This window comes from Pseudomonas sp. Sample_9, from assembly GCF_004307535.1.
GTDB classification, from domain to species: Bacteria; Pseudomonadota; Gammaproteobacteria; order Pseudomonadales; family Pseudomonadaceae; genus Aquipseudomonas; species Aquipseudomonas mercuritolerans.
The window spans coordinates 4,990-26,926 of the sequence record NZ_RAZO01000361.1 but is presented as its reverse complement, the minus strand read 5'-3'; the positions used below and the strand labels follow the sequence as shown (position 1 = coordinate 26,926).

Annotated in this window: 26 protein-coding genes; 20 read left to right on the top strand and 6 right to left on the bottom strand. The window is 61.2% G+C overall.

Annotation, left to right across the window (positions count from 1 at the left end):
• The 8 genes from D6877_RS20850 to D6877_RS20815 form a co-directional block, all read left to right on the top strand.
• Nucleotides 1–2,054 (top strand): chemotaxis protein CheA (locus tag D6877_RS20850; protein WP_130911977.1); only part of this gene is annotated, 2,054 nt, incomplete at its 5' end.
• A gap of 49 nt (nucleotides 2,055–2,103) precedes the next feature.
• A complete protein-coding gene (locus D6877_RS20845; protein WP_076566611.1) occupies nucleotides 2,104–3,255 on the top strand; it encodes a chemotaxis response regulator protein-glutamate methylesterase in 1,152 nt (383 codons plus the stop codon).
• Nucleotides 3,255–3,995 carry a flagellar motor protein gene (locus D6877_RS20840; protein ID WP_016771055.1) on the top strand — a complete coding sequence of 247 codons (741 nt, stop codon included), beginning with the start codon at nucleotides 3,255–3,257 and terminating at the stop codon, nucleotides 3,993–3,995. Before D6877_RS20845 ends, D6877_RS20840 begins: the two co-directional genes overlap by 1 nt.
• 12 nt (nucleotides 3,996–4,007) lie before the next feature.
• Nucleotides 4,008–4,898 carry a flagellar motor protein MotD gene (gene motD, locus D6877_RS20835; protein WP_016771054.1) on the top strand — a complete coding sequence of 297 codons (891 nt, stop codon included), beginning with the start codon at nucleotides 4,008–4,010 and terminating at the stop codon, nucleotides 4,896–4,898.
• A gap of 43 nt (nucleotides 4,899–4,941) precedes the next feature.
• Nucleotides 4,942–5,730: a ParA family protein gene (locus tag D6877_RS20830; protein ID WP_039763606.1), complete on the top strand. Its 789-nt coding sequence runs from the start codon at nucleotides 4,942–4,944 to the stop codon at nucleotides 5,728–5,730.
• A 90-nt stretch (nucleotides 5,731–5,820) separates the two neighbouring features.
• Nucleotides 5,821–6,774, top strand: a complete 954-nt coding sequence (locus tag D6877_RS20825; protein WP_130911973.1) for a CheW domain-containing protein — start codon at nucleotides 5,821–5,823, stop codon at nucleotides 6,772–6,774.
• A 90-nt stretch (nucleotides 6,775–6,864) separates the two neighbouring features.
• Nucleotides 6,865–7,350: a chemotaxis protein CheW gene (locus tag D6877_RS20820; protein WP_016771050.1), complete on the top strand. Its 486-nt coding sequence runs from the start codon at nucleotides 6,865–6,867 to the stop codon at nucleotides 7,348–7,350.
• A gap of 1 nt (nucleotide 7,351) precedes the next feature.
• The gene (locus D6877_RS20815) at nucleotides 7,352–7,747 is read left to right on the top strand and encodes a DUF2802 domain-containing protein (protein WP_130911972.1); all 396 of its coding nucleotides are present in this window, start codon (nucleotides 7,352–7,354) and stop codon (nucleotides 7,745–7,747) included.
• 255 nt (nucleotides 7,748–8,002) lie between these two features.
• On the opposite strand, the gene D6877_RS20810 is transcribed toward D6877_RS20815, so the two are convergent.
• Together D6877_RS20810 and D6877_RS20805 are read right to left on the bottom strand one after the other, a co-directional pair.
• Nucleotides 8,003–8,332, bottom strand: coding sequence for an EscU/YscU/HrcU family type III secretion system export apparatus switch protein (locus tag D6877_RS20810; RefSeq protein WP_041479625.1), 330 nt, complete (start codon nucleotides 8,330–8,332; stop codon nucleotides 8,003–8,005).
• Nucleotides 8,329–9,903: a flagellar hook-length control protein FliK gene (locus tag D6877_RS20805; protein ID WP_130911971.1), complete on the bottom strand. Its 1,575-nt coding sequence runs from the start codon at nucleotides 9,901–9,903 to the stop codon at nucleotides 8,329–8,331. The genes D6877_RS20810 and D6877_RS20805 overlap by 4 nt, the downstream gene beginning before the upstream one ends.
• Nucleotides 9,904–10,100: 197 nt before the next feature.
• Here D6877_RS20805 and ccmA point away from each other — a divergent pair, with 197 nt between their 5' ends.
• The 10 genes from ccmA (at nucleotide 10,101) to D6877_RS20755 (ending at nucleotide 17,497) form a co-directional block, all read left to right on the top strand.
• Nucleotides 10,101–10,736, top strand: a complete 636-nt coding sequence (gene ccmA, locus D6877_RS20800; RefSeq protein WP_130911970.1) for a cytochrome c biogenesis heme-transporting ATPase CcmA — start codon at nucleotides 10,101–10,103, stop codon at nucleotides 10,734–10,736.
• Complete coding sequence (gene ccmB, locus D6877_RS20795) at nucleotides 10,733–11,401, top strand: heme exporter protein CcmB (protein WP_039763615.1); 669 nt, start codon at nucleotides 10,733–10,735, stop codon at nucleotides 11,399–11,401. The genes ccmA and ccmB overlap by 4 nt, the downstream gene beginning before the upstream one ends.
• Before the next feature lie 97 nt (nucleotides 11,402–11,498).
• On the top strand, nucleotides 11,499–12,254 hold the full coding sequence (locus tag D6877_RS20790) for a heme ABC transporter permease (protein ID WP_130911969.1): 756 nt from the start codon (nucleotides 11,499–11,501) through the stop codon (nucleotides 12,252–12,254).
• Nucleotides 12,251–12,427 carry a heme exporter protein CcmD gene (gene ccmD / locus D6877_RS20785; protein ID WP_016771045.1) on the top strand — a complete coding sequence of 59 codons (177 nt, stop codon included), beginning with the start codon at nucleotides 12,251–12,253 and terminating at the stop codon, nucleotides 12,425–12,427. Before D6877_RS20790 ends, ccmD begins: the two co-directional genes overlap by 4 nt.
• On the top strand, nucleotides 12,424–12,879 hold the full coding sequence (gene ccmE, locus D6877_RS20780; protein ID WP_016771044.1) for a cytochrome c maturation protein CcmE: 456 nt from the start codon (nucleotides 12,424–12,426) through the stop codon (nucleotides 12,877–12,879). The genes ccmD and ccmE overlap by 4 nt, the downstream gene beginning before the upstream one ends.
• Nucleotides 12,880–12,882: 3 nt before the next feature.
• On the top strand, nucleotides 12,883–14,871 hold the full coding sequence (locus D6877_RS20775; protein WP_130911968.1) for a heme lyase CcmF/NrfE family subunit: 1,989 nt from the start codon (nucleotides 12,883–12,885) through the stop codon (nucleotides 14,869–14,871).
• Nucleotides 14,868–15,404, top strand: a complete 537-nt coding sequence (locus tag D6877_RS20770; protein WP_130911967.1) for a DsbE family thiol:disulfide interchange protein — start codon at nucleotides 14,868–14,870, stop codon at nucleotides 15,402–15,404. Before D6877_RS20775 ends, D6877_RS20770 begins: the two co-directional genes overlap by 4 nt.
• Entirely contained in the window at nucleotides 15,401–15,871 is a 471-nt protein-coding gene (locus tag D6877_RS20765; protein WP_016771041.1) for a cytochrome c-type biogenesis protein, read from the top strand. The genes D6877_RS20770 and D6877_RS20765 overlap by 4 nt, the downstream gene beginning before the upstream one ends.
• On the top strand, nucleotides 15,868–17,067 hold the full coding sequence (gene ccmI / locus D6877_RS20760) for a c-type cytochrome biogenesis protein CcmI (RefSeq protein WP_130911966.1): 1,200 nt from the start codon (nucleotides 15,868–15,870) through the stop codon (nucleotides 17,065–17,067). Before D6877_RS20765 ends, ccmI begins: the two co-directional genes overlap by 4 nt.
• Nucleotides 17,068–17,092: 25 nt before the next feature.
• A complete protein-coding gene (locus D6877_RS20755) occupies nucleotides 17,093–17,497 on the top strand; it encodes a hypothetical protein (protein ID WP_130911965.1) in 405 nt (134 codons plus the stop codon).
• A gap of 45 nt (nucleotides 17,498–17,542) precedes the next feature.
• Here the strand turns inward: D6877_RS20755 and D6877_RS20750 are convergent, their stop codons facing one another.
• Nucleotides 17,543–18,118, bottom strand: a complete 576-nt coding sequence (locus D6877_RS20750) for a PIN domain-containing protein (protein ID WP_130911964.1) — start codon at nucleotides 18,116–18,118, stop codon at nucleotides 17,543–17,545.
• Nucleotides 18,115–18,582: a helix-turn-helix domain-containing protein gene (locus D6877_RS20745; protein WP_130911976.1), complete on the bottom strand. Its 468-nt coding sequence runs from the start codon at nucleotides 18,580–18,582 to the stop codon at nucleotides 18,115–18,117. Before D6877_RS20745 ends, D6877_RS20750 begins: the two co-directional genes overlap by 4 nt.
• 183 nt (nucleotides 18,583–18,765) lie before the next feature.
• Here D6877_RS20745 and D6877_RS20740 point away from each other — a divergent pair, with 183 nt between their 5' ends.
• The gene (locus tag D6877_RS20740) at nucleotides 18,766–18,978 is read left to right on the top strand and encodes a type II toxin-antitoxin system HicA family toxin (protein ID WP_076566640.1); all 213 of its coding nucleotides are present in this window, start codon (nucleotides 18,766–18,768) and stop codon (nucleotides 18,976–18,978) included.
• Nucleotides 18,978–19,382: a type II toxin-antitoxin system HicB family antitoxin gene (locus D6877_RS20735; protein ID WP_064365452.1), complete on the top strand. Its 405-nt coding sequence runs from the start codon at nucleotides 18,978–18,980 to the stop codon at nucleotides 19,380–19,382. The genes D6877_RS20740 and D6877_RS20735 overlap by 1 nt, the downstream gene beginning before the upstream one ends.
• Nucleotides 19,383–19,560: 178 nt before the next feature.
• Here the strand turns inward: D6877_RS20735 and D6877_RS20730 are convergent, their stop codons facing one another.
• Both D6877_RS20730 and D6877_RS20725 read right to left on the bottom strand, forming a co-directional pair.
• The gene (locus D6877_RS20730; RefSeq protein WP_130911963.1) at nucleotides 19,561–20,748 is read right to left on the bottom strand and encodes an MFS transporter; all 1,188 of its coding nucleotides are present in this window, start codon (nucleotides 20,746–20,748) and stop codon (nucleotides 19,561–19,563) included.
• 443 nt (nucleotides 20,749–21,191) lie between these two features.
• Nucleotides 21,192–21,937: sulfate ABC transporter substrate-binding protein (locus tag D6877_RS20725; protein WP_130911962.1), on the bottom strand; the 746-nt coding region annotated here is incomplete at its 5' end.

Genomic DNA, 21,937 nt, shown 5'->3' with positions numbered 1-21,937 from the left:
TGTTCGACATCCTGCGCAAGGGTGAGCGTCGCGTTGATGCAGAACTGATGGACGTTGTGCTCGAAGCACTGGACGCGGTGAACAGCATGTTCAGCGAAGTCCGTGAACGTTCACCGATCACCGCTGCGACGCCGGAGCTGTTGGCCGCGCTGGCGCGCCTGGCCGAACCGCAATCGGCGGATGAAGCCGTTGCCGCACCGGTAGAAGCGGTTGAAGAGCCGGTCGCCGAAAGCGCATCGGAAGACATCACCGATAACGAATTCGAACAGTTGCTGGACTCGCTGAATGCCGTCAAGGCGCAGGCCGAGGCCCCGGCCGCTGTTGTTGCTCCAGCGCAGGTTGCCGACACGGCGGCCAGCGATGAAATCACCGATGCAGAATTTGAATCGCTGCTCGATCAACTGCACGGCAAAGGCCAGTTCGCTGTCGATGCGGTCGCTCCAGCGGCGCCAGCAGCTCCGGCAGCGCCTGCCAAGGGCGACAGCTCGGACATCACCGACGATGAATTCGAAGCCTTGCTCGATCAGTTGCACGGCAAGGGCAACTTCGCCGTTGACGCGCTGGAATCGGCCATTGCTTCGGCCCCGGCAGCCCCTGCTGCACCGGCAGCTGCTGCGGCCGGCAGCGATCTGATCAGCGATCACGAATTCGAATCGCTGCTCGACGAATTGCACGGCAAAGGCAAGTTTGACGCCAGCGCTGCGACTGCCGGCTCTGCGTCGAGCGTCGCCACGCCAACGGCGAAAGCTCCGGCTGCCGCTGCTGTGCCGAAACCTGCCGCCAAGCCTGAACCGAAAGCCGAGACGCCGAAACCGGCCGCCGCTGCTGCACCGGCTCCGGCCCGTGCGCCAGCCGCTGCCCCGGCAGAAAAACCGGCCAGCGAAGCAGAAACCACCGTACGCGTCGACACTGCACGGCTCGACGAGATCATGAACATGGTCGGCGAGCTGGTGCTGGTGCGTAACCGTCTGGTGCGCCTGGGCCTCAACAGCGGCGACGAAGCCATGTCCAAGGCTGTGTCGAACCTCGACGTGGTCACCGCTGACCTGCAGACCGCCGTGATGAAGACGCGGATGCAGCCGATCAAGAAGGTCTTCGGACGCTTCCCGCGTCTGGTTCGTGACCTCGCACGGCAGCTCAAGAAAGAGATCAACCTGGAACTGGTGGGTGAAGAAACCGACCTCGACAAAAACCTTGTCGAGGCCCTGGCCGACCCGCTGGTCCACTTGGTGCGCAACGCTGTCGACCACGGCATCGAGTCGCCGGAAGAACGCGAAGCATCGGGCAAGGCCCGTGGCGGTCGCGTGGTGCTGGCGGCCGAGCAGGAAGGCGACCATATCCTGCTGTCGATCTCTGACGACGGCAAAGGCATGGACCCGAACGTCCTGCGTTCGATCGCGGTAAAACGCGGTGTGATGGACAAGGACGCGGCCGATCGCCTGAGCGATACCGAGTGCTACAACCTGATTTTCGCCCCGGGTTTCTCGACCAAGACCGAGATCTCCGACGTGTCCGGCCGTGGTGTCGGCATGGACGTGGTGAAGACCAAGATTTCCCAGCTCAACGGTTCGATCAACATCTACTCGACCAAGGGCCAGGGTTCGAAGATCGTCATCAAGGTGCCGCTGACCCTGGCGATCATGCCGACGCTGATGGTCATGCTCGGCAATCAGGCGTTCGCGTTCCCGCTGGTCAACGTCAACGAAATCTTCCACCTCGATCTGTCGACTACCAATGTCGTCGACGGTCAGGAAGTGGTGATCGTGCGCGACAAGGCGCTGCCATTGTTCTACCTCAAGCGCTGGCTGGTCAGCTCCGCCGCTCACGAAGAGCAGCGCGAAGGCCATGTGGTGATTCTTTCGGTGGGCACACAGCGGATCGGCTTTGTCGTCGATCAACTGGTCGGCCAGGAAGAAGTGGTCATCAAGCCATTGGGCAAAATGCTCCAGGGAACTCCGGGCATGTCCGGCGCCACCATCACCGGTGACGGCCGCATTGCGCTGATTCTCGATGTTCCAAGCATGCTCAAGCGTTACGCCACAAAGCGTATTTGAATCCGGGGCGGCGGCGCGATGACGCGCCGCTGCACCTAATGGAGTGTTTATGGCAGTCAAAGTCCTGGTGGTGGACGATTCGGGTTTTTTCCGCCGCCGCGTCTCGGAAATTCTTTCGGCGGATCCGAGCATCCAGGTGGTCGGTACGGCCACCAACGGTAAAGAGGCGATCGATCAGGCCATGGCGCTCAAGCCTGACGTGATCACCATGGACTACGAGATGCCGATGATGGACGGCATCACGGCAGTGCGGCACATCATGCAGCGCTGCCCGACCCCTGTGTTGATGTTCTCCTCGCTGACCCACGAAGGCGCGCGGGTAACCCTCGATGCGCTGGACGCCGGCGCGGTGGATTTCCTGCCGAAGAATTTCGAAGACATCTCGCGCAATCCCGAGAAGGTCAAGCAGCTGCTGTGCGAGAAAGTCCACAGCATTTCGCGCAGCAACCGTCGTTTCAGTGCCTACAGCGCGCCGGCTCCCGCCGCTGCGCCAGCGCCGACGCCTGCTCCGGCAGCGTCGAGCTACGGCAGCCACACGAGCCACAGCAGCCCTGTCCCGGCACGTCCGGCACCAGCGCCTGCGCCCGCGCCTGCCCGTGCATCCGCTGCCAGCGCTTCGTCGCCAGCACCGAAACGCAAAGCCTACAAACTGGTTGCCATCGGCACTTCGACGGGCGGCCCGGTCGCACTGCAACGCGTGCTTACGCAGTTGCCGGCGAACTTCCCGGCGCCGATCGTGCTGATCCAGCACATGCCGGCGGCGTTCACCAAAGCGTTTGCCGAGCGCCTCGACAAGCTCTGCCGCATCAGCGTCAAGGAAGCCGAGGATGGCGACATCCTGCGTCCGGGCCTGGCGCTGCTGGCACCGGGTGGCAAGCAGATGATGATCGACGGCCGTGGCGCGGTGAAGATTCTGCCGGGTGACGAACGTTTGAATTACAAGCCGTGCGTGGACATCACGTTCGGTTCGGCGGCGAAATCCTACGGCGACAAAGTTCTGGCAGTGGTGCTGACCGGCATGGGCGCCGACGGCCGCGAAGGCGCGCGTCTGCTCAAGCAGGGTGGCAGTTCGGTATGGGCGCAGGACGAAGCAAGCTGCGTGATCTACGGCATGCCGATGGCCATCGTCAAAGCCGATCTGGCTGACGCGGTGTACGGTCTGGACGACATCGGCAAGCACATCGTCGAGGCGTGTATCTGATGGATGTTCTCAGCCTTATCGGCCTCATCATGGCGTTCGTCGCCATCATCGGCGGCAACTACCTTGAAGGCGGCCACCTCGGCGCGCTGGCCAACGGCCCGGCGGCGCTGATCGTGCTGGGCGGCACGGTCGGCGCCGCGCTGCTGCAATCACCGATGAGCGCGTTCAAGCGCGCCATGCAGATTCTCGGCTGGATCTTCTTTCCGCCGCGTGTCGACCTGGCCGGCGGCATCGACCGCGTGGTCAATTGGAGCCTGACGGCGCGCAAGGAAGGCCTGCTCGGCCTCGAAGGCGTGGCCGACGCCGAACCTGACAGCTATTCGCGCAAGGGCCTGCAACTGCTGGTCGACGGCGCCGAGCCGGAAGCCATTCGGAGCATTCTCGAGGTGGATTTCTACACCCAGGAATCCCGCGATATCGAAGCGGCCAAGGTGTTCGAAAGCATGGGCGGCTACGCGCCGACCATCGGCATCATCGGTGCGGTGATGGGCCTGATTCACGTGATGGGCAACCTCGCCGATCCGTCGCAACTGGGTAACGGCATTGCCGTGGCGTTCGTCGCGACGATCTACGGCGTGGCCAGTGCCAACCTGATCCTCTTGCCGGTCGCGGCCAAGCTCAAGTCCATCGCGTTGCGGCAGTCGCGTTATCGCGAAATGTTGCTGGAAGGAATTCTGTCGATCGCCGAAGGTGAAAACCCTCGTTCCATTGAGTTGAAGCTGCAAGGCTTCATGGACTAAGGGAATAACCTCATGGCTCGTCGTCGCCACCAGGAAGAACACGTCAATCACGAGCGCTGGCTCGTGTCCTACGCGGATTTCATCACTTTGCTGTTCGCGTTTTTCGTGGTGATGTACTCGATCTCGTCGATCAACGAAGGCAAATACAAAGTCATTTCCGAAGCGCTGATCGGCGTGTTTACCGACTCCGACCGCTCGCTCAAACCGATTCCGATCGGCGACGAACGACCGAAAACCGTGACCCCGGCCAAGCCGCTGGTCAAGGATGCCGAGCAGGTCGACGCCGGTATTTCCGGGGCCAGCGATCCGCTGAAAAGCATCGCCGATGACATCAGCGCCGCGTTCGGTGATTTGATCAGCTCCAACCAGATGACCGTGCGCGGCAATGAGTTGTGGGTCGAGATCGAACTCAACTCCAGCCTGTTGTTCGGCAGCGGCGATGCCATGCCGAGCGACATCGCGTTCAACATCATCGACAAGGTCGCGGCGATCCTCAAACCGTTCGATAACCCGATCCACGTCGAAGGCTTCACCGACGATCAACCGATCCGCACCGCACAGTACCCGACCAACTGGGAGCTGTCCTCGGCGCGTTCGGCGAGCATCGTGCGCATGCTCGCCATGCAGGGTGTGAACCCCGGTCGACTGGCGTCGGTGGGCTACGGCGAATTCCAGCCAGTGGCCAACAACGCCACGGTCGAAGGCCGGGCGAAGAACCGTCGCGTGGTGCTGGTGGTGTCGCGCAATCTCGATGTGCGCCGCAGCCTCACCGGCACCGGAACCGCCAATGCGCAACCGGATGCAGCGTTGAAGCGCGCTGGCACACAAACTGCACCGACCCCGGTCAAGACGCCGGGACGCGAGAGTGCCGTCAATTCTCCGTCGCCCGCATTAACACGCTGAAGCATGTCTCGGCCAATCAACCTGGCCGGGAGGAACGAACTGAATGAGAGTCTGGGCAGTCGCCAATCAAAAGGGTGGTGTCGGTAAAACCACATCCTCCATCGCTTTAGCCGGGTTGCTGGCCGAGGCGGGCAAGCGCGTGGTTGTGGTCGATCTCGATCCGCACGGCTCGATGACCAGCTATTTCGGCTACGACCCCGACAGCCTGGAACACAGCAACTACGATCTGTTTCTGCACAAGGGCAGCGTGCCGCAAGGCCTGCCGGGGCAGTTGCTGCTGTCGACCAGCGACGAACGCATTTCCCTGTTGCCATCGAGCACCGCACTGGCCACTCTTGAGCGGCAGTCGCCGGGGCAGAGCGGCCTGGGCCTGGTGATCGCCAAGAGTCTGGCGCAACTGTGGCAGGACTTCGATTACGCGATCATCGACAGCCCGCCGTTGCTCGGCGTGCTGATGGTCAATGCGCTAGCGGCGAGCCAGCAACTGGTGATCCCGGTGCAGACCGAGCACCTGGCGGTGAAAGGTCTGGAGCGCATGGTCAACACCCTGGCGATGATCAATCGCTCGCGCAAACAACCGCTGCCGTTCAGCATCGTGCCGACCCTGTTCGACCGCCGCACGCAGGCGTCGATGGGCACCTTGCGCGTGCTGCGTGACAAATTCCCCGAGGATATCTGGCACGGCTACATCCCGGTTGATACTCGTCTGCGCGACGCCAGCCGCGCCGGTGTCACGCCTTCGCAATTCGACGGCAAGAGCCGCGGCGTGCTGGCCTACCGCGCGCTGCTCAAACACCTGCTCGCGCAGCAACTTGTTCCGCAGGTGGCCTGAGATGATTTCGATCCGCTTGCCCGAACCCTGTGGGAGCGAGCCTGCTCGCGAAGCAGGCGATGCGGTTTCCCTGTCAGGCGCTGATCACCGATGAACCGCCCAGTGAAACTCACGTCACGTCCGCAACAGGCCTTGCAGTCCTATCTGGAAGACCTGCTGCTCGACCTGCCCGAGGACTTGCCTGCGCCGGTCGAAGCGCTGCCGCCAGTCGTCGAGCCGGCGCAGCCTGAAGTGGTGGAAAGCACCGAGGCCATGGACGAGTTCCAGGCCGCGGTGCTGGAAGAACAGGCCCGCGACGCGCGGAAATCCGTCGCTCCGATTGCCGCGCCTGCTGTTGCCCCCGTGGCCAAAGCACCGGTGGCGCTGATCGACGAACCGCGTGCGCCACTGTCGACACTGGCGCCGCTGCTGCAAACACAATTATTGACCGTGCCGGAACCCGAACCGGAGCCAGAACCCGCGCCGCAGATTGCTGAGCCGCAGGTGCTGGTCCCGCCGCTGGTGGAAGTGCACCTGCCGCCAAACAACCCGCCGCCACCGGTCGAGCCCGATGGCCGTCCGGCCTGGGCTGCCGAAGCCTTCGAATGCTTGCTGTTCGATGTTGCCGGGCTGACCCTGGCGGTGCCGCTGGTGTGCCTCGGCTCGATCTATTCGCTGGCCGGCCACGAGCTGACGCCGCTGTTTGGTCAGCCGGAGTGGTTCCTCGGGATTCTGCCGAGCCAGGCCGGTAATTTGAAAGTCTTGGACACTGCGCGCTGGGTCATGCCGGATCGCTACCGCGATGACTTCCGGCAGGGCCTGCAATACGTGATTTCGGTACAAGGTTACGAGTGGGGGCTGGCGGTGCATCAGGTCAGCCGCTCGTTGCGCCTGGACCCGAATGAGATCAAATGGAGAAGTCACCGGGGTCAGCGGCCATGGCTCGCCGGCACCGTGATCGAGCACATGTGTGCATTGCTTGACGTATCCGCACTGGCCGAGTTGATCGCCAGCGGCGGGGCAAAGCACTTGAGCGGCAACAAGCCGCTACATAAACCGACATAGCAGCCGACATAACAATCAGGCGATGGCATTTTTCAATGCCACCACACAGAACACACACCGCCCGGGGCGGTTTTTTCGAGGGGTCAGGGTATGAGTAGTCAGGCGTCGAATGCAAAAGGTTCTGAAGATCCGATCCTGCAATGGGTGACCTTCAAACTGGATAACGAAACCTACGGCATCAACGTGATGCGCGTGCAGGAAGTGCTGCGCTACACCGAGATCGCGCCGGTACCGGGTGCACCGAGCTACGTGCTGGGCATCATCAACCTGCGCGGTAACGTGGTCACCGTGATCGACACCCGTCAGCGCTTCGGCCTGCACAGCGGCGAGATCAGTGACAACACCCGTATCGTCATCATCGAAGCCGACAAGCAAGTCGTCGGGATCATGGTCGACAGCGTGGCCGAAGTGGTTTACCTGCGTCAGTCGGAAATCGAAACCGCACCGAACGTCGGTAACGAAGAATCGGCCAAGTTCATCCAGGGCGTGTGCAACAAGAACAACGAGCTGCTGATTCTGGTCGAGCTGGACAAGATGATGAGCGAAGAAGAATGGTCGGAACTGGAGAGCATCTGATTTGATTCTCGAGGTTGCGGTAATTGTTCTGTTCCTGTTCTGGGCCGGTACGCTGGCGATGTTCGTCTCGTACATCAAGGCGCAGCGAGTGATCGCTGCGCAGCAGGCCCAGGGCGATGCGCTGCGTGATCAGCGCATCAAGGACCTGGCCAAACGCGTTGACGACTACCAGAACGGCAACGTGCGCATGGGCGAGGCCCTGCACGAGTTGCGTGCGGTGGTGAGTCCGTTGCCGGACAAGATCGTTGCACTGGAACAACGCGACCCGTCGAGCCTGTCATTCGCCCAGGCGGCAAAACTGGTGGGCATGGGCGCCAGCGTCGATGAACTGACTCAGTCGTGCGGGTTGACCCAGGCTGAGGCGGAGTTGATGCGCAAGCTTCATAAAAACAGCTAGGAGCTTCGAGCTTCGAGCAGCAAGCAAGATCAAAAGATCGCAGCCTTCGGCAGCTCCTACATTGGAATGCGTTTCCCTGTAGGAGCTGCCGAAGGCTGCGATCTTTTGCTTTTAGATTGAGATCGTTCCCACGCGCAGCAAAGGCATGCATCCTGGGACGCTCCGCGTTCCGCCGATTCGCGAGCAGGCTCGCTCCCACATTTGGTCACGGTCGAATGTGGGAGCGAGCCTGCTCGCGAAGGCGTCTTTGAAACCTCAATAATCATCCCCGCGTGCGGTGATGTCCTTCTCGACCATCGGCGCGTTCGGGTCCTGTCCCTCGGGGAATTTGCCTTTCAGGTTCCAGGCAAACGCGATGATCTCGGCGATGGTGCGGTAGAGCTCTTCGGGGATGCTGTCGCCCAGTTCCATCCGCGCCAGCAGGCGCACCAGTTCGGCGTTTTCGTAAATCGGCACTTCGTAATCGCGGGCGATGCGCAGGATTTCTTCGGCCAGTTCCTCATCGCCCTTGGCAGTGAGGGTCGGGGCGTGGTTGCCGTCGTATTTGAGGGCGATGGCCTGGCGTGGGGCAGTGGAATCGTTCATGCGGTTTCGTCGACCCAGCGGTGTTCGAGGCGGGTTTGGTTGCCTTGCGGCGGTGTGCCGTGGTGGCAGTCGAGGTCGCCGACGTTGAGCCCGGAATCGAGCAAGCGCTGGCGCAAGGCAAACAGATTGTTTTCGATCAGGTCAGCGGTGTACGGCCGCTCGGCCCACAGCTGACTGGACAGGCTGCCGGCGATCAGTTGCGCCTGAATCTGCAGCGGCCCGAGCGGTTCCAGATCGAAGGCCAGATCGACGCGCCACAATTGCTGTTTGGCTTCGCGCTCATCGCGGCGTTCATGCGGCTGCGGCTCGCGCTCCGGCGCTTCTTCACGCTGGAATTTGACCTGCAACGGCACGATGTCTTGCAGGTTGCGCATGGGGATTTCCAGCTGCCAAGTGCTGAGCAGGCGGCCATCGTCGGTGACGCCGGTCTGTTCCAGGCTCGACAGCTGATGACTCTGCAGACGCGACACCGCAGCGGCGGCGAGGCGCAGCAGTTGTTCGAGATCACCTTCGCCTTCGAGTTTCGCCAGCAGTCGTTCGGGCAACGGGAAGCTGCTGGGCACCGGTTTGGCGCTGACCTGGCCGAGGGTGCCGAGGGCGTTCCGGACGAAACTCGGCAGCGCTTGCGCCAAGGTGTTGGCGGCGATGATCGCATTGAAATTGGTGTTGCTCGGCAGGCCCGGGGTCAGTTGCGCGATCAGTTTGAGCAGGTCGGCCTTCATGTCCGGGGCGAGCGTGGGATTTTGTCCGCCGAGCAGTTTCGCTTCAAGGAACGCGCCGCTGTTGGCCAAGGCCAGCGCCACGCCTTTGGCGGTGCTCATTTGTTGCACGTCCGGCAGGCTGGCGAGCAACTTGTCGACCACAGCGCGCAGATCGGCCGAGGTCTGGTCAGTCGCCGGTGGCAGATTTTGCAACATCTTCAGCAGGCCATCGAGGGAGCCTTGGCGGCTTTGCTGGCCGAGCAATTGCTGACTCACCGCCAGTTGTTCCTGACGGCTGCTCAGCGGCACGAATTTAAGGGTCTGCGCGTCCTGCACCTGCGCCGACAACAACGTGCCGATGCGCAGCGGCTGCGGGCTGTCGACGGTCAAGGTGCTGCCGCTCAATGCGGTGTTAAGCAGGGTGACCATCGAGCGAAATACCGCCGCTTGCCCCGGCGTCTGCGGCAGGGCTTGCGAGGTCACGACTTTGCCTTGCAGCAAGGTGCCGGCGGGCAACTGCGCGGTATCGATGCGGGTCAGGGTGGCGACGCTGCTGGCGATCGCTTGTTGCACGGTGATTGCCAGATTGCCGGCCGACGGCTGAGTGATCGCCAGGTTGGTGCCCTGTGGCAACGGCAGGTTGCTGCTGGCCTGCACGGTGGTCTGACGGCCGCTGTCGAGGGTCACTTTGAGCAGCAATTCAAAGGTCTGATCGGCCTGCTTGAGCGACAACACCTCAGCCTTGGCGCTTTGTCCCGCGCCGATCAAGCCCTCGACCGGCGTCAGCAGCTTGAGCAGTTCACCCATCTGCGGGCGAGCGCTCGCCGGCACGGTGGGCGGCAGCGGGAGGATGTTCATTTCGCCTGTCATACGCGGACACAACCTGAGGAAATTGCGCTCTTGAGAGTAAGGCACGGCATGTATAATGCCGCGCGTCGTGCGCTTCGTTCAAAAAACCTGGCAATTGTTTGATCCAGCTCGCCAGATCGAGCGATCAAAGCATCTATGCTGCATCTCTTTAACGGCCGCTCCAGAGCCGACTTGAACCGTATAAGGCCCGTGATCCCTTGACCAGTCCTGTCCTGCAAACCGTTGCCCTGGCGTGTGAACGCGATCTGCGGCTGCTTTTCGAAAACCTCGAATTGCGCCTGGCCAGTGGCGACATGGTGCAGATCAGCGGCCCCAACGGCAGCGGCAAGACCAGTCTTTTACGTCTGCTCGCCGGTTTGATGCAACCCACCGATGGCCAGGTGCTGCTCAATGGTCAACCGCTGACCGAACAGCGCAGCGAACTCGCACGCAACCTGCTGTGGATCGGCCACGCCGCCGGGATCAAGGATCTGCTGACTCCCGAAGAAAACCTGTCGTGGCTGTGCGCCCTGCATCATCCCGCCGAACACGAGGCGATCTGGCAGGCGCTGGCAGCAGTAGGATTGCGCGGTTTCGAAGACGTTCCCTGCCACAGTCTTTCCGCCGGCCAGCAGCGCCGTGTGGCGCTGGCGCGGTTGTATCTGGACAGCCCGCCGTTGTGGATACTCGATGAACCTTTCACCGCGCTGGACAAGCAGGGCGTCGCGCAACTGGAAGAACATCTGGCCGGGCATTGTGAGCGCGGTGGGCTGGTGGTGCTGACCACGCACCACACCCTGAGCCGCATGCCGGCCGGTTATCGCGACATTGATCTGGGGAAATGGGCGGTATGAGTGTCTTCGGCCTGCTGCTTGCCCGCGAATCGCGACTGCTGTTCCGCCGCCCGGCGGAGCTGGCCAATCCGCTGATTTTCTTTGCCATCGTCATTGCCCTTTTCCCGCTGGCCGTCGGCCCGGAAACTCAAGTCTTGCAAAACCTGTCCCCGGGGTTAGTCTGGGTGGCGGCGTTGTTGTCGGTCCTGCTTTCGCTGGACGGATTGTTTCGCAGTGACTTCGAAGACGGCTCGCTGGAACAGTGGGTCCTTTCGTCGCACCCGCTGCCGCTTCTGGTCCTGGCCAAGGTGCTGGCACACTGGCTGTTCTCCGGTCTGGCACTGGTGCTGCTGTCGCCGTTGCTGGCGCTGATGCTCGGTTTGCCGGCCGCGTGCCTGCCGGTGCTGCTGCTGTCGTTGCTGTTGGGCACGCCGGTGTTGAGCCTGCTCGGTGCAGTCGGCGCGGCGCTGACGGTCGGTCTGAAGCGCGGCGGCCTGTTGCTGGCGTTGCTGATTCTGCCGCTGTACATCCCGGTGTTGATCCTTGGCAGCGGCGCGTTGCAAGCGGCGCTGCAAGGCATGCCGGCGACCGGATACCTGTTGTGGATGGCCAGCCTCACAGCGCTGGCGATCACCCTGACACCCTTTGCAATAGCCGCTGGCCTGAAGATCAGCGTCGGCGAATAATAATGAGGCCTGGTCAAAAATTGACCACTTCTTCCAGAAGAAAGGCATGACCCTCTGCCCGCTCGCGATGATGAGCGGCAACCGTGATGGAAACAGTATGAACTGGACCTGGTTTCACAAGCTCGGCTCGCCCAAGTGGTTCTACGGCATCAGCGGCAAGTTCCTGCCGTGGTTGAGCATCGCAGCGTTGCTGCTGATTGGCGTTGGCGTGGTCTGGGGCCTGGCGTTCGCGCCGCCGGATTACCAGCAAGGCAACAGCTTTCGCATCATCTATATCCACGTACCTGCAGCGATGCTCGCCCAGTCGATCTACGTGATGCTCGCGGTGTGCGGCGTGGTCGGGCTGGTGTGGAAAATGAAGCTGGCCGATGTCGCCCTGCAATGCGCCGCACCGATCGGTGCGTGGATGACCGCCGTGGCGCTGGTCACCGGGGCCATCTGGGGCAAGCCGACCTGGGGCTCGTGGTGGGTGTGGGATGCGCGCCTCACCTCGATGCTGATTCTGCTGTTCCTGTATTTCGGCGTGATCGCGCTGGGCAATGCCATCAGCAACCGCGACAGCGCCGCCAAGGCCTGCGCGGTGCTGGCGATTGTTGGCGTGATCAACATTCCGATCATCAAATACTCGGTGGAGTGGTGGAACACCCTGCACCAGGGCGCGACTTTCACTCTTACGGAAAAACCGGCGATGCCAGCGGAAATGTGGCTGCCGCTGCTGCTGACGGTGCTGGGGTTCTACTGCTTCTTCGGCGCTGCGCTGTTGCTGCGCATGCGTCTTGAAGTGCTCAAGCGCGAAGCCCGCGCCAGTTGGGTGAAGGCTGAAGTGCAGCAGAGTCTGGAGGCGGTGCGATGAGTTTTGCTTCATTCGGCGATTTTCTCGCCATGGGCCATCACGGCCTGTATGTCTGGTCGGCCTACGGCATCTGTCTGGCGGTGCTGGCCCTCAACGTGGTGGCGCCGATTGCGGCGCGCAAGCGTTATCTGCAACAAGAGGCGCGTCGTCTGCGCCGGGAGAACGGCAAGTGAATGCGCTGCGCAAAAAACGTCTGATCATCATTCTGGCGATTCTGGTCGGAGTGGGCGCTGCTGTTGGCCTGGCCCTGAGCGCGTTGCAGGAAAACATCAATCTGTTTTACACGCCGACGCAGATCGCTAACGGCGAAGCGCCGCAGGACACGCGCATCCGCGCCGGCGGCATGGTCGAGGCCGGTTCGCTGCAACGCTCCAAGGATTCGCTGGACGTCAAATTCGTCGTCACCGACTTCAACAAATCCGTGACCATCGCCTATCGCGGCATCCTCCCGGATCTGTTCCGCGAAGGGCAGGGCATTGTCGCCCTCGGCAAGCTCAACGCTGATGGCGTGGTGGTCGCCGATGAAGTGCTGGCCAAGCACGACGAGAAGTACATGCCGCCGGAAGTGACCAAAGCGCTGAAGGACAGCGGTCAATCCGCACCGACGCCTGTGAAGGAGGGTTGATCGATGGCCGCCGCACTGTTTATTCCTGAGCTGGGCCATCTGGCGATGATTCTCGCGCTGTGTTTTGCGCTGGTGCAAGCGGTGGTGCCATTGATCGGTGCCTGGCGCGGTGACCGTTTCTGGATGAGTCTGGCCCAGCCCGCCGCATGGGGGCAGTTTGCCTTTTTATTGTTTGCGTTCGGCATTTTGACCTACGCATTCATGACCGATGATTTCTCTGTCGCCTACGTGGCAAACAACTCCAACACCGCTTTGCCGTGGTACTACAAATTCAGCGCGGTGTGGGGCGCCCACGAAGGTTCGCTGCTGCTGTGGGCGCTGATTCTCGGTGGCTGGACCTTCGCCGTGTCGGTGTTCTCCCGACAGTTGCCGCAAGTCATGCTCGCCCGGGTACTGGCGGTGATGGGCATGATCAGCACCGGTTTCCTGCTGTTCCTGATCCTCACGTCCAACCCGTTCAAACGCATCCTGCCGCAGATGCCGAGCAATGGCGCTGACCTCAATCCACTGTTGCAAGACATTGGCCTGATCGTTCACCCGCCGATGTTGTACATGGGCTACGTCGGCTTTTCGGTGGCGTTCGCCTTCGCCATCGCTGCGTTGATGGGCGGTCGCCTCGATGCGGCGTGGGCGCGCTGGTCGCGGCCATGGACCATCGTCGCCTGGGCCTTCCTCGGCATTGGCATCACGCTCGGTTCGTGGTGGGCGTATTACGAACTCGGCTGGGGCGGCTGGTGGTTCTGGGATCCGGTGGAAAACGCCTCGTTCATGCCTTGGCTGGTCGGCACAGCGCTGATTCACTCGCTGGCGGTCACCGAGAAACGCGGTGTGTTCAAGAGCTGGACGGTGTTGCTGGCGATTGCCGCGTTTTCATTGAGCCTGCTCGGCACTTTCCTCGTTCGTTCGGGCGTGCTGACCTCGGTGCATGCGTTTGCCTCCGATCCGGAGCGCGGCGTGTTCATCCTGATTTTCCTGCTGTTTGTGGTCGGCGGTTCGCTGACGCTGTTTGCGCTGCGTGCGCCGGTGGTGAAAAGTCAGGTTGGCTTCAATCTGTGGTCGCGGGAAACCTTGCTACTGGGCAACAACCTGGTGCTGGTTGTCGCTGCATCGATGATCCTGCTTGGGACCTTGTATCCGCTGATTCTTGATGCCATCAGTGGCGCCAAACTGTCGGTCGGCCCGCCGTACTTCAATGCGTTGTTCATACCGTTGATGGCATTGCTGATGCTGGTGATGGCGATCGGTGTGATCGTGCGCTGGAAGGACACGCCGGTGAAATGGCTGGCAAACATGCTCACTCCGGTGCTGCTCGGCAGCGTCGCATTGGCCGTGGTGGCCAGCGTGGCCTACGGCGATTTCAACTGGGCGGTAATTGCGACTTTCCTGCTCGCCGCTTGGGTGTTGCTCGCCGGTGTGCGCGACCTGTTCGACAAGACTCGCCACAAAGGCCTGATCAAGGGTTTGCCGACGCTGACCCGCAGTTATTGGGGCATGCAGATCGCCCACCTCGGCATCGCCGTGTGCGCGCTGGGCGTGGTGTTGTCGAGCCAGAACAGTGCCGAGCGCGACCTGCGTCTGGCGCCGGGCGAGTCGATGGATCTGGCCGGCTATCAGTTCGTCTTCGAAGGCGCCAAGCATTTCGAGGGGCCGAATTTTACCTCGGACAAAGGCACCATCCGCGTCATTCGCGATGGCAAGGAAATCAGCGTGCTGCACCCGGAAAAGCGTCTGTACACCGTGCAGAACTCGGTGATGACCGAAGCCGGCATCGATGCCGGTTTTACCCGCGATCTCTACGTCGCTCTCGGTGAACCGCTGGATAACGGCGCCTGGGCTGTGCGCGTACACGTCAAACCGTTTGTGCGCTGGATCTGGTTCGGCGGCTTGCTGACCGGATTGGGTGGTTTGCTGGCGGCGCTGGATCGGCGTTATCGGGTCAAGGTGAAAAGCAAAGTGCGCGAGGCACTGGGCATGACGGGAGCGGCGGCATGAGGCGTTGGTTGATGTTGTTGCCGTTGGCGATTTTTCTGCTGGTGGCGGTATTTCTCTATCGTGGCTTGTACCTGGATCCGGCGGAACTGCCGTCGGCGATGATCAACAAGCCGTTCCCGGAGTTTTCCCTGCCGAGTGTGCAGGGTGACAAGACGCTGACCAAGGCCGACATTCTCGGCAAACCGGCGCTGGTCAATGTCTGGGGCACCTGGTGCATCTCCTGCCGCGTTGAGCACCCGGTGCTGAACCAACTCGCCGAGCGCGGCGTGGTGATCTACGGCATCAACTACAAGGACACCAATGCCGACGCCTTGAAGTGGCTGGCCGAGTTTCACAATCCGTATGCGCTGGATATTCGTGACGACGAGGGTTCGCTGGGCTTGAATCTTGGTGTCTACGGCGCGCCGGAAACCTTCTTTATCGACGCCAAAGGCGTCATCCGCGACAAGTTCGTCGGGGTGATCGACGAGCAGGTCTGGCGCGAAAAACTCGCGGCCAAGTATCAGGCGCTGGTCGATGAGGCCAAGCCATGAAGCGTTTTCTCGCAGCGGTGGTGCTGGGTTTGAGCCTGGCTGGTGTCGCCCATGCGGCCATCGACACCTACGAATTTGCCAAAGAGGGCGACCGCGAGCGTTTCCGCGAACTGACCAAGGAACTGCGCTGCCCCAAATGCCAGAACCAGGACATTGCCGATTCCAACGCGCCGATCGCCGCCGACCTGCGCAAAGAGATTTTCCGCATGCTCGGTGAGGGCAAGGACAATCAGCAGATCATCGACTTCATGGTCGATCGCTACGGTGATTTCGTCCGCTACAAACCGGCGCTCAATGCCAAGACCGCGCTGCTGTGGTTCGGCCCGGCCGGTCTGTTGCTCGGTGGTTTCGTAGTGATCGCACTGATCGTGCGCAGGCGTCGCGGGCAGCGTGCCGAAACGCCGTCATCGCTGTCTGCCGAAGAACGTCAGCGCCTCGACCAACTGTTGGATAAAAACCAAGAATGATTGATTTCTGGCTTGCCGCAGGGCTGTTGCTTCTGGTCGCCCTGAGTTTTCTGCTGATCCCGGTGCTGCGCGAACGCCGTGCCCAGCGGGAAGAAGATCGCACCGCGTTGAACGTCGCGCTGTATCAGGAACGGGTGGCCGAGCTGCAAGCGCAGCAGGCCGAGGGCGTGCTCGACGCCGCGCAACTGGACAGCGGCCGCGCGGAAGCTGCACGGGAGCTGCTCGCTGATACCGAAGGCGTTGCCGCACCGCGTGTCTCGCGTCTGGGCAAGCCGTTGCCGCTGCTGGCCGCCGTGCTGGTACCGGTGCTGGGCCTCGGTCTGTACCTGCATTTCGGCGCCGCCGACAAGGTCGAACTGACCCGCGAATTCGCTCAGGCACCGCAGTCGATGGAAGAGATGACCCAGCGTCTGGAACGTGCGGTGGCCGCACAACCGGATTCCGCTGAAGGTCTGTATTTCCTCGGCCGTGCCTACATGGCTCAGGACCGCCCGGCAGACGCGGCGAAGATGTTCGAGCGCGCCGCCAACCTCGCCGGTCGACAGCCGGAGCTGCTCGGCCAGTGGGCGCAGGCGCAGTATTTTGCTGACGGTAAAAAGTGGTCGGAGCAGATTCAGAAACTGACCGACGAAGCGCTGAAGGCCGATCCGAAAGAAGTCACCAGCCTCGGCCTGCTCGGCATCGCCGCGTTCGAAGGCGAGCGTTATCAGGAGGCCATCGACTACTGGAATCGCCTGCTCGCGCAACTGCCGCCGGATGACAACTCTCGCGCTGCGCTGCAAGGCGGCATCGAGCGTGCCGCCGAGCGCCTGAAGGCAAGCGGTGGCAAGGTTGCCGAGGCAGCGGCGCCGAAAGCTGCGTTGCTGACAGTCAGCGTTGATCTGGCCAGCGAACTCAAAGGCAAGGTGCAACCGGGCGACAGCGTGTTCATCTTCGCCCGCGCCACTTCTGGCCCACCGGCGCCGCTGGCGGCCAAACGCCTGACCGTCGCCGACCTGCCGGTGACCGTCGAACTGGGCGATGCCGACGCAATGATGCCGCAGTTGAAACTGTCCAACTTCCCTGAAGTCCAACTGGTTGCGCGCATCTCACGGGCCGGTCAACCGACTGCCGGTGAGTGGATCGGTCGCAGCGGCCCACTGGCCAGCAGCACCACCGCGCTACAAAAACTGACTATCGACAGCCCGGACAAGTAACCGGACCCAACAGGAAAGTACCGCCATGCACACCATCGCCCGCATCACAGTCCTCACACTGGCCCTGGGCTTGAGTGCATGTGCGGTACAACGCCCGGAACCGACCACCAGCCTGCCACCGATCCCGCCTTCGCAACCGAGCCCGACCCCGTCGACCTCGCCGACTCCCGGCAAAACCATCCCGGCCAAACCCGCCAAGCCTGTGCCCCGCACCTCGGCCAGCTTCGCCCCGCCACCGGGCGGCAACAGCCACTGGGACCAGAAACTCGGCGTCTATGTCCTCGACGACCAGACCAACACCTTCTACCGCCAGCGCACCTACTACCGCTGGAACAACGGCTGGAGCCGCTCGGTCAGCCCCAACGGCCCGTGGGAAGACACCAACATCCACGGCGTCCCGCCGGGGTTGGGCAAGAAATTCGGGCAGTAAGAGAAACGGCGATCCTGGGATCGCCGTTTTTTTTGCGTCTGATTTTCAGAGAATCGCACGATAGTTGGCTAACACCTTTACCGACTCGACCAGTCCTTGCCGTTGGAGAAAGCCAAGATATTTGTCCACCTCCACATTGGGCGTTTTCAATTGCCGTCGCTGGCTTTGAGCCGCAGCGACGACGGCAGCCGAATCAAGATGGAAAAGGTTTTCCACAAACTCATCCGGGTGCTGAGCTTCAATGCCGTATGGCGCGAGGTGACGGGTGGGGAAATCTTTCAGGTTGAACGTCACTATTACATCGGCACCGCATCGGATTGCGGCCGCTAGAACATGGCGATCGTTCTCATCAGGCAGTGTCAGGCCTGACACCAAGTCTTCATAGCCATCGATACACGCGTCTGGAATGGCCAGGTCCATCAATTGCGATGTGCGATCGAGTTGTTCGAGGGTCAGGTCGGACCTGTTCTTCAATAAGTTACGCTTCCATTCGTGGTGTATTTCCTGAGTCCAGCGAGCCCGATACAGCCCTGACAACGCGAGCCACATCAGGAAATCTCTTAGAGGGGCCGGATATAAAACGCATGCATCGTATACAGCAGTGAAAGAGGAATGCCTCACTCGTATCCTGTCCTTAGCGCCTGTGCCTGCTCCGCGAGAAGCATCATTGCCTGCTCGCTGGCGGTGTCTCGCCGGGTTTTATATTCCATCAGATCGGCAAAACGCACACGTCGGTGCTTGCCTGTTTTGTGGTAGGAAATCTCACCGCGCTCCAGCAGTTTGATCATGTGCGGACGTGAGACGTTGAGCAGATCGGCAGCTTCCTGCGTGGTCAGCTCCGCGTGGATCGGTACCACCTTCACAGCGTTGCCCTGCGCCAGCGCCGCGAGGATATCGCTCAGCAAGCGCAACGCCGATGTTGGCAGCTCGACGCTGTGGGCTTCGTTCTGTTCATCAAAAATCTGGATTCGCTGAGTTTCAAAACCGCTTGCGAGAAATGCGGTCAGGGCGCGCTGGCCTGCAATCGCGGCTTTGACCTCACGTTCGACGGGCAGATTGATGGCGGATGGAGTAGCGGTGGTCATAAGACAGTTCCAGCATTGTAAGGAAGATCCGCGGACGTTATTCGAATCAAGCGAAATTCGCAATAAACGAAACTGTTGCAGGAATACTTTGTAAAACAACCAACCATCACTCCGCCCCATTCTGTGCTTGAGTAAAGATAACTCTAGAGTTACTTTTAATGGGCCAGGCCAAGGAGGCGGTTGGTGCAGAGCAGGCTATTGATGAAGGAGCTGGAGGAGGCGGGCTGGACGCTGGATCGGGTTGCGGGCAGTCATCACATCTTCACTCATCGTTACAACCCGAACACGATTGCCGTCCCGCATCCGAAAAAGGATTTACCGCTGGGGACAGTCAAAAGCATTCGGCGGCGCGCGGGGTTATTCAGCCCGCCAACCCGTCATGAAGGAGATCCGTAATGCAATATCCCATCTGCATCGAGTGGGGTGACGAGAACACTGCCATCGGCATTCAGATCCCCGATATTCCCGGCGCAGTCACGGCCGGGGACAGCTTTGAGGAGGCCTACAACGCGGCCGTGGAAGTGGCTCACCTCATGCTGCAGGAGATCGCGGCGGCCGGTCAGGCGATTCCGATGCCGACCTCGGCAGCGGCGCATCGCAGCCATCCGGATTTTGCCGGGATGGGCTGGGGCATGCTGGAGCTGGATATCTCGCCGTACCTGGGCAAGACCGAAAAGGTCAACGTTACGCTGCCCGGCTATGTGATTCAGCGTATTGATCGCTATGTACGCGAGCACAACGTGAAAAGCCGCTCGTCGTTTCTGGCGGATGCGGCGATGGAGAAACTGGTTCGGTATTGAAGGCTTGTCCAATTGTGGGAGCGAGCCTGCTCGCGAAGGCGTCAGGTCAGGCACTCATCTGGCTGACACACCGCGTTCGCGAGCAGGCTCGCTCCCACACTGGTTTTGTGTATTGCAGTGATTCGCAGGTCACCCAAAACCTGTGGGAGCGAGCTTGCTCGCGAAGCTTTTGACGCCCTCAAGCCGTGGCCAATGAAGCGCGTCGTGAAGTGCTCAAAAACCGCAACAACGCCAGCAACGGAAACACGCTGCCAACAATCACGATCCACAACCAGCCGCCATGCTCGTATACCGCGCTGGCCACCGAGGAGCCGAAGGCGCCGCCGATGAAGATGCTGGTCATGTACAGCGCGTTCAAACGGCCACGACTTTTCGCGTCCAGCGAGTACACCGCGCGTTGGCCCAGGACCATGTTCATCTGCACGCAGAAGTCGAGTACCACGCCGGTTACGGCCAGGCCGATGACGCTGTAGGCCGGGTGAATGAAGGCGGGCAGGAAGCTCAGGCTGGCGAAGAGCATGGCCAGCAGCGAGGCGATGCGTGTGTGGCCGGCATCGGCGAGGCGGCCGCTGATTGGCGCGGCGATGGCACCGATGGCGCCCACCAGAGCGAAGATCGCGATCTCGCTTTGCGACAGGCCATGGTTGCGCGCCAGCTCCAGCGGCACGGCGGTCCAGAACAGGCTGAACGTGGCGAACATGCAGCCCTGATAAAACGCCCGCTGACGCAGCACCGGTTGCTGGCGCAGCAGCGTCCACAGCGAGCCGATCAATTGGCCATAAGTTGCGCTGTGATCTGGCTGGCGCTTGGGCACGGTCAGCGCCAGCACCATGCTGATCGCTGCCATCAACGCTGCGGCGATCATGAACATGGCGCGCCAGCCGAGGTGATCGGCGACCACGCTCGACACCGGTCGCGCCAACAGAATACCCAGCAGCAAACCGCCCATGATCCCGCCCACCACGCGACCACGGGACTCTTCCGGCGCCAGATGCGCGGCCAGCGGAATCAGGATCTGCACCGACACCGAGCTGAAGCCGACCAGCAGTGAGATCAGCAGGAACACGTTGGGCTGCTCGGTAAACGCTGCGCCAAGCAGACTGGCGATTGCCACCAGCGTGGTGATGATCATCAGCCGCCGGTTTTCCAGCAGATCTCCCAACGGCACCAGAAAGAACAGGCCCAACGCATAGCCGATCTGCGTCAGCGAGACGATGAAACTGGCCATGGTGTCGGAGAGGCCGATGTCCGGCGCGATCAGGCCGATGATCGGCTGTGCGTAGTAGATGTTGGCAACGATGGCGCCGCAGCAGAACGCGAACAGCAGGACCATGCCTCGGGTCATTGCGTGAGGGGTGGCGGTCATAGGGGATCTCGGGTCGGGCACAGGAAAGCGATGAGGCTAATGGACAGCGCGGGTTAGCAGAAGACGTTTTTGGATGATAACTGTTATTACGTTGTGTAATGACGGGTCTTGAAATCTGGGTCAAGGGGGCGGGTAGGGTCTTGTATTTCCTGGTACACCCATAAAAGCCCCTCACCCTAGCCCTCTCCCAGAGGGAGAGGGAACCGATCGGGGGATGCTTGGGAGGTACGCCAACCTGATGGTTATTCGCTGAATCCACAACGGTCGAATCCAAAAATTATCTCTCTCGATCCATAATCGACTCGGTCCTGCAGGTCGATGTCTGACTTAAGTCACCTCGGTCGGCCCCCTCTCCCAATGGGAGAGGGCTGGGGTGAGGGGCTTCTGGCTCAACAAAAAAGGCGACCCCAGCGGGTCGCCTTTTGATTTTTTCAGATCAAGCCTTACTGCCCGCTATAAATCTGATCAAACACCCCACCATCATTAAAGTGAGTCTTCTGCACCGTGCGCCAGTCACCAAAGGTCTTCTCCACCGAAAGGAAATCGACTTTCGGGAAACGGTCGGTGTACTTCGCCAGCACCGCCGGGTCACGCGGACGCAGGTAGTTGGCCGCCGCAATTTCCTGTCCTTCCGGCGACCACAGGTACTTCAGATACTCATCAGCCGCAGCGCGCGAGCCCTTCTTGTCGACGACTTTGTCGACCACCGAAACCGGTGGCTCGGCTTCTGCGGAGACGCTTGGGTAGATAACTTCGAACTGATCGCGACCGAACTCGCGGGCGATCATTTCCGCTTCGTTTTCGAAGGTCACCAGTACATCGCCGATCTGGTTGGTCATGAACGTGGTGGTAGCGGCGCGGCCGCCGGTATCGAGCACTGGCGCCTGCTTGAACAGTTTGCCGACGAAGTCCTTGGCCTTGTTCTCGTCACCGCCATTCTTCAGCACATAACCCCAGGCCGACAGGTAGGTGTAGCGACCATTACCCGAAGTTTTCGGGTTGGGCACAATCACCTGCACGCCGTCCTTGAGCAGGTCCGGCCAGTCTTTCAGCGCTTTCGGGTTGCCCTTGCGGACGATGAATACCGTGGCCGAGGTGAACGGTGCGCTGTTGTTCGGCAGGCGCGTGACCCAATTGTCCGGGACCAGTTTGCCGTTGTCGGCGAGGGCATTGATGTCGGTGGCCATGT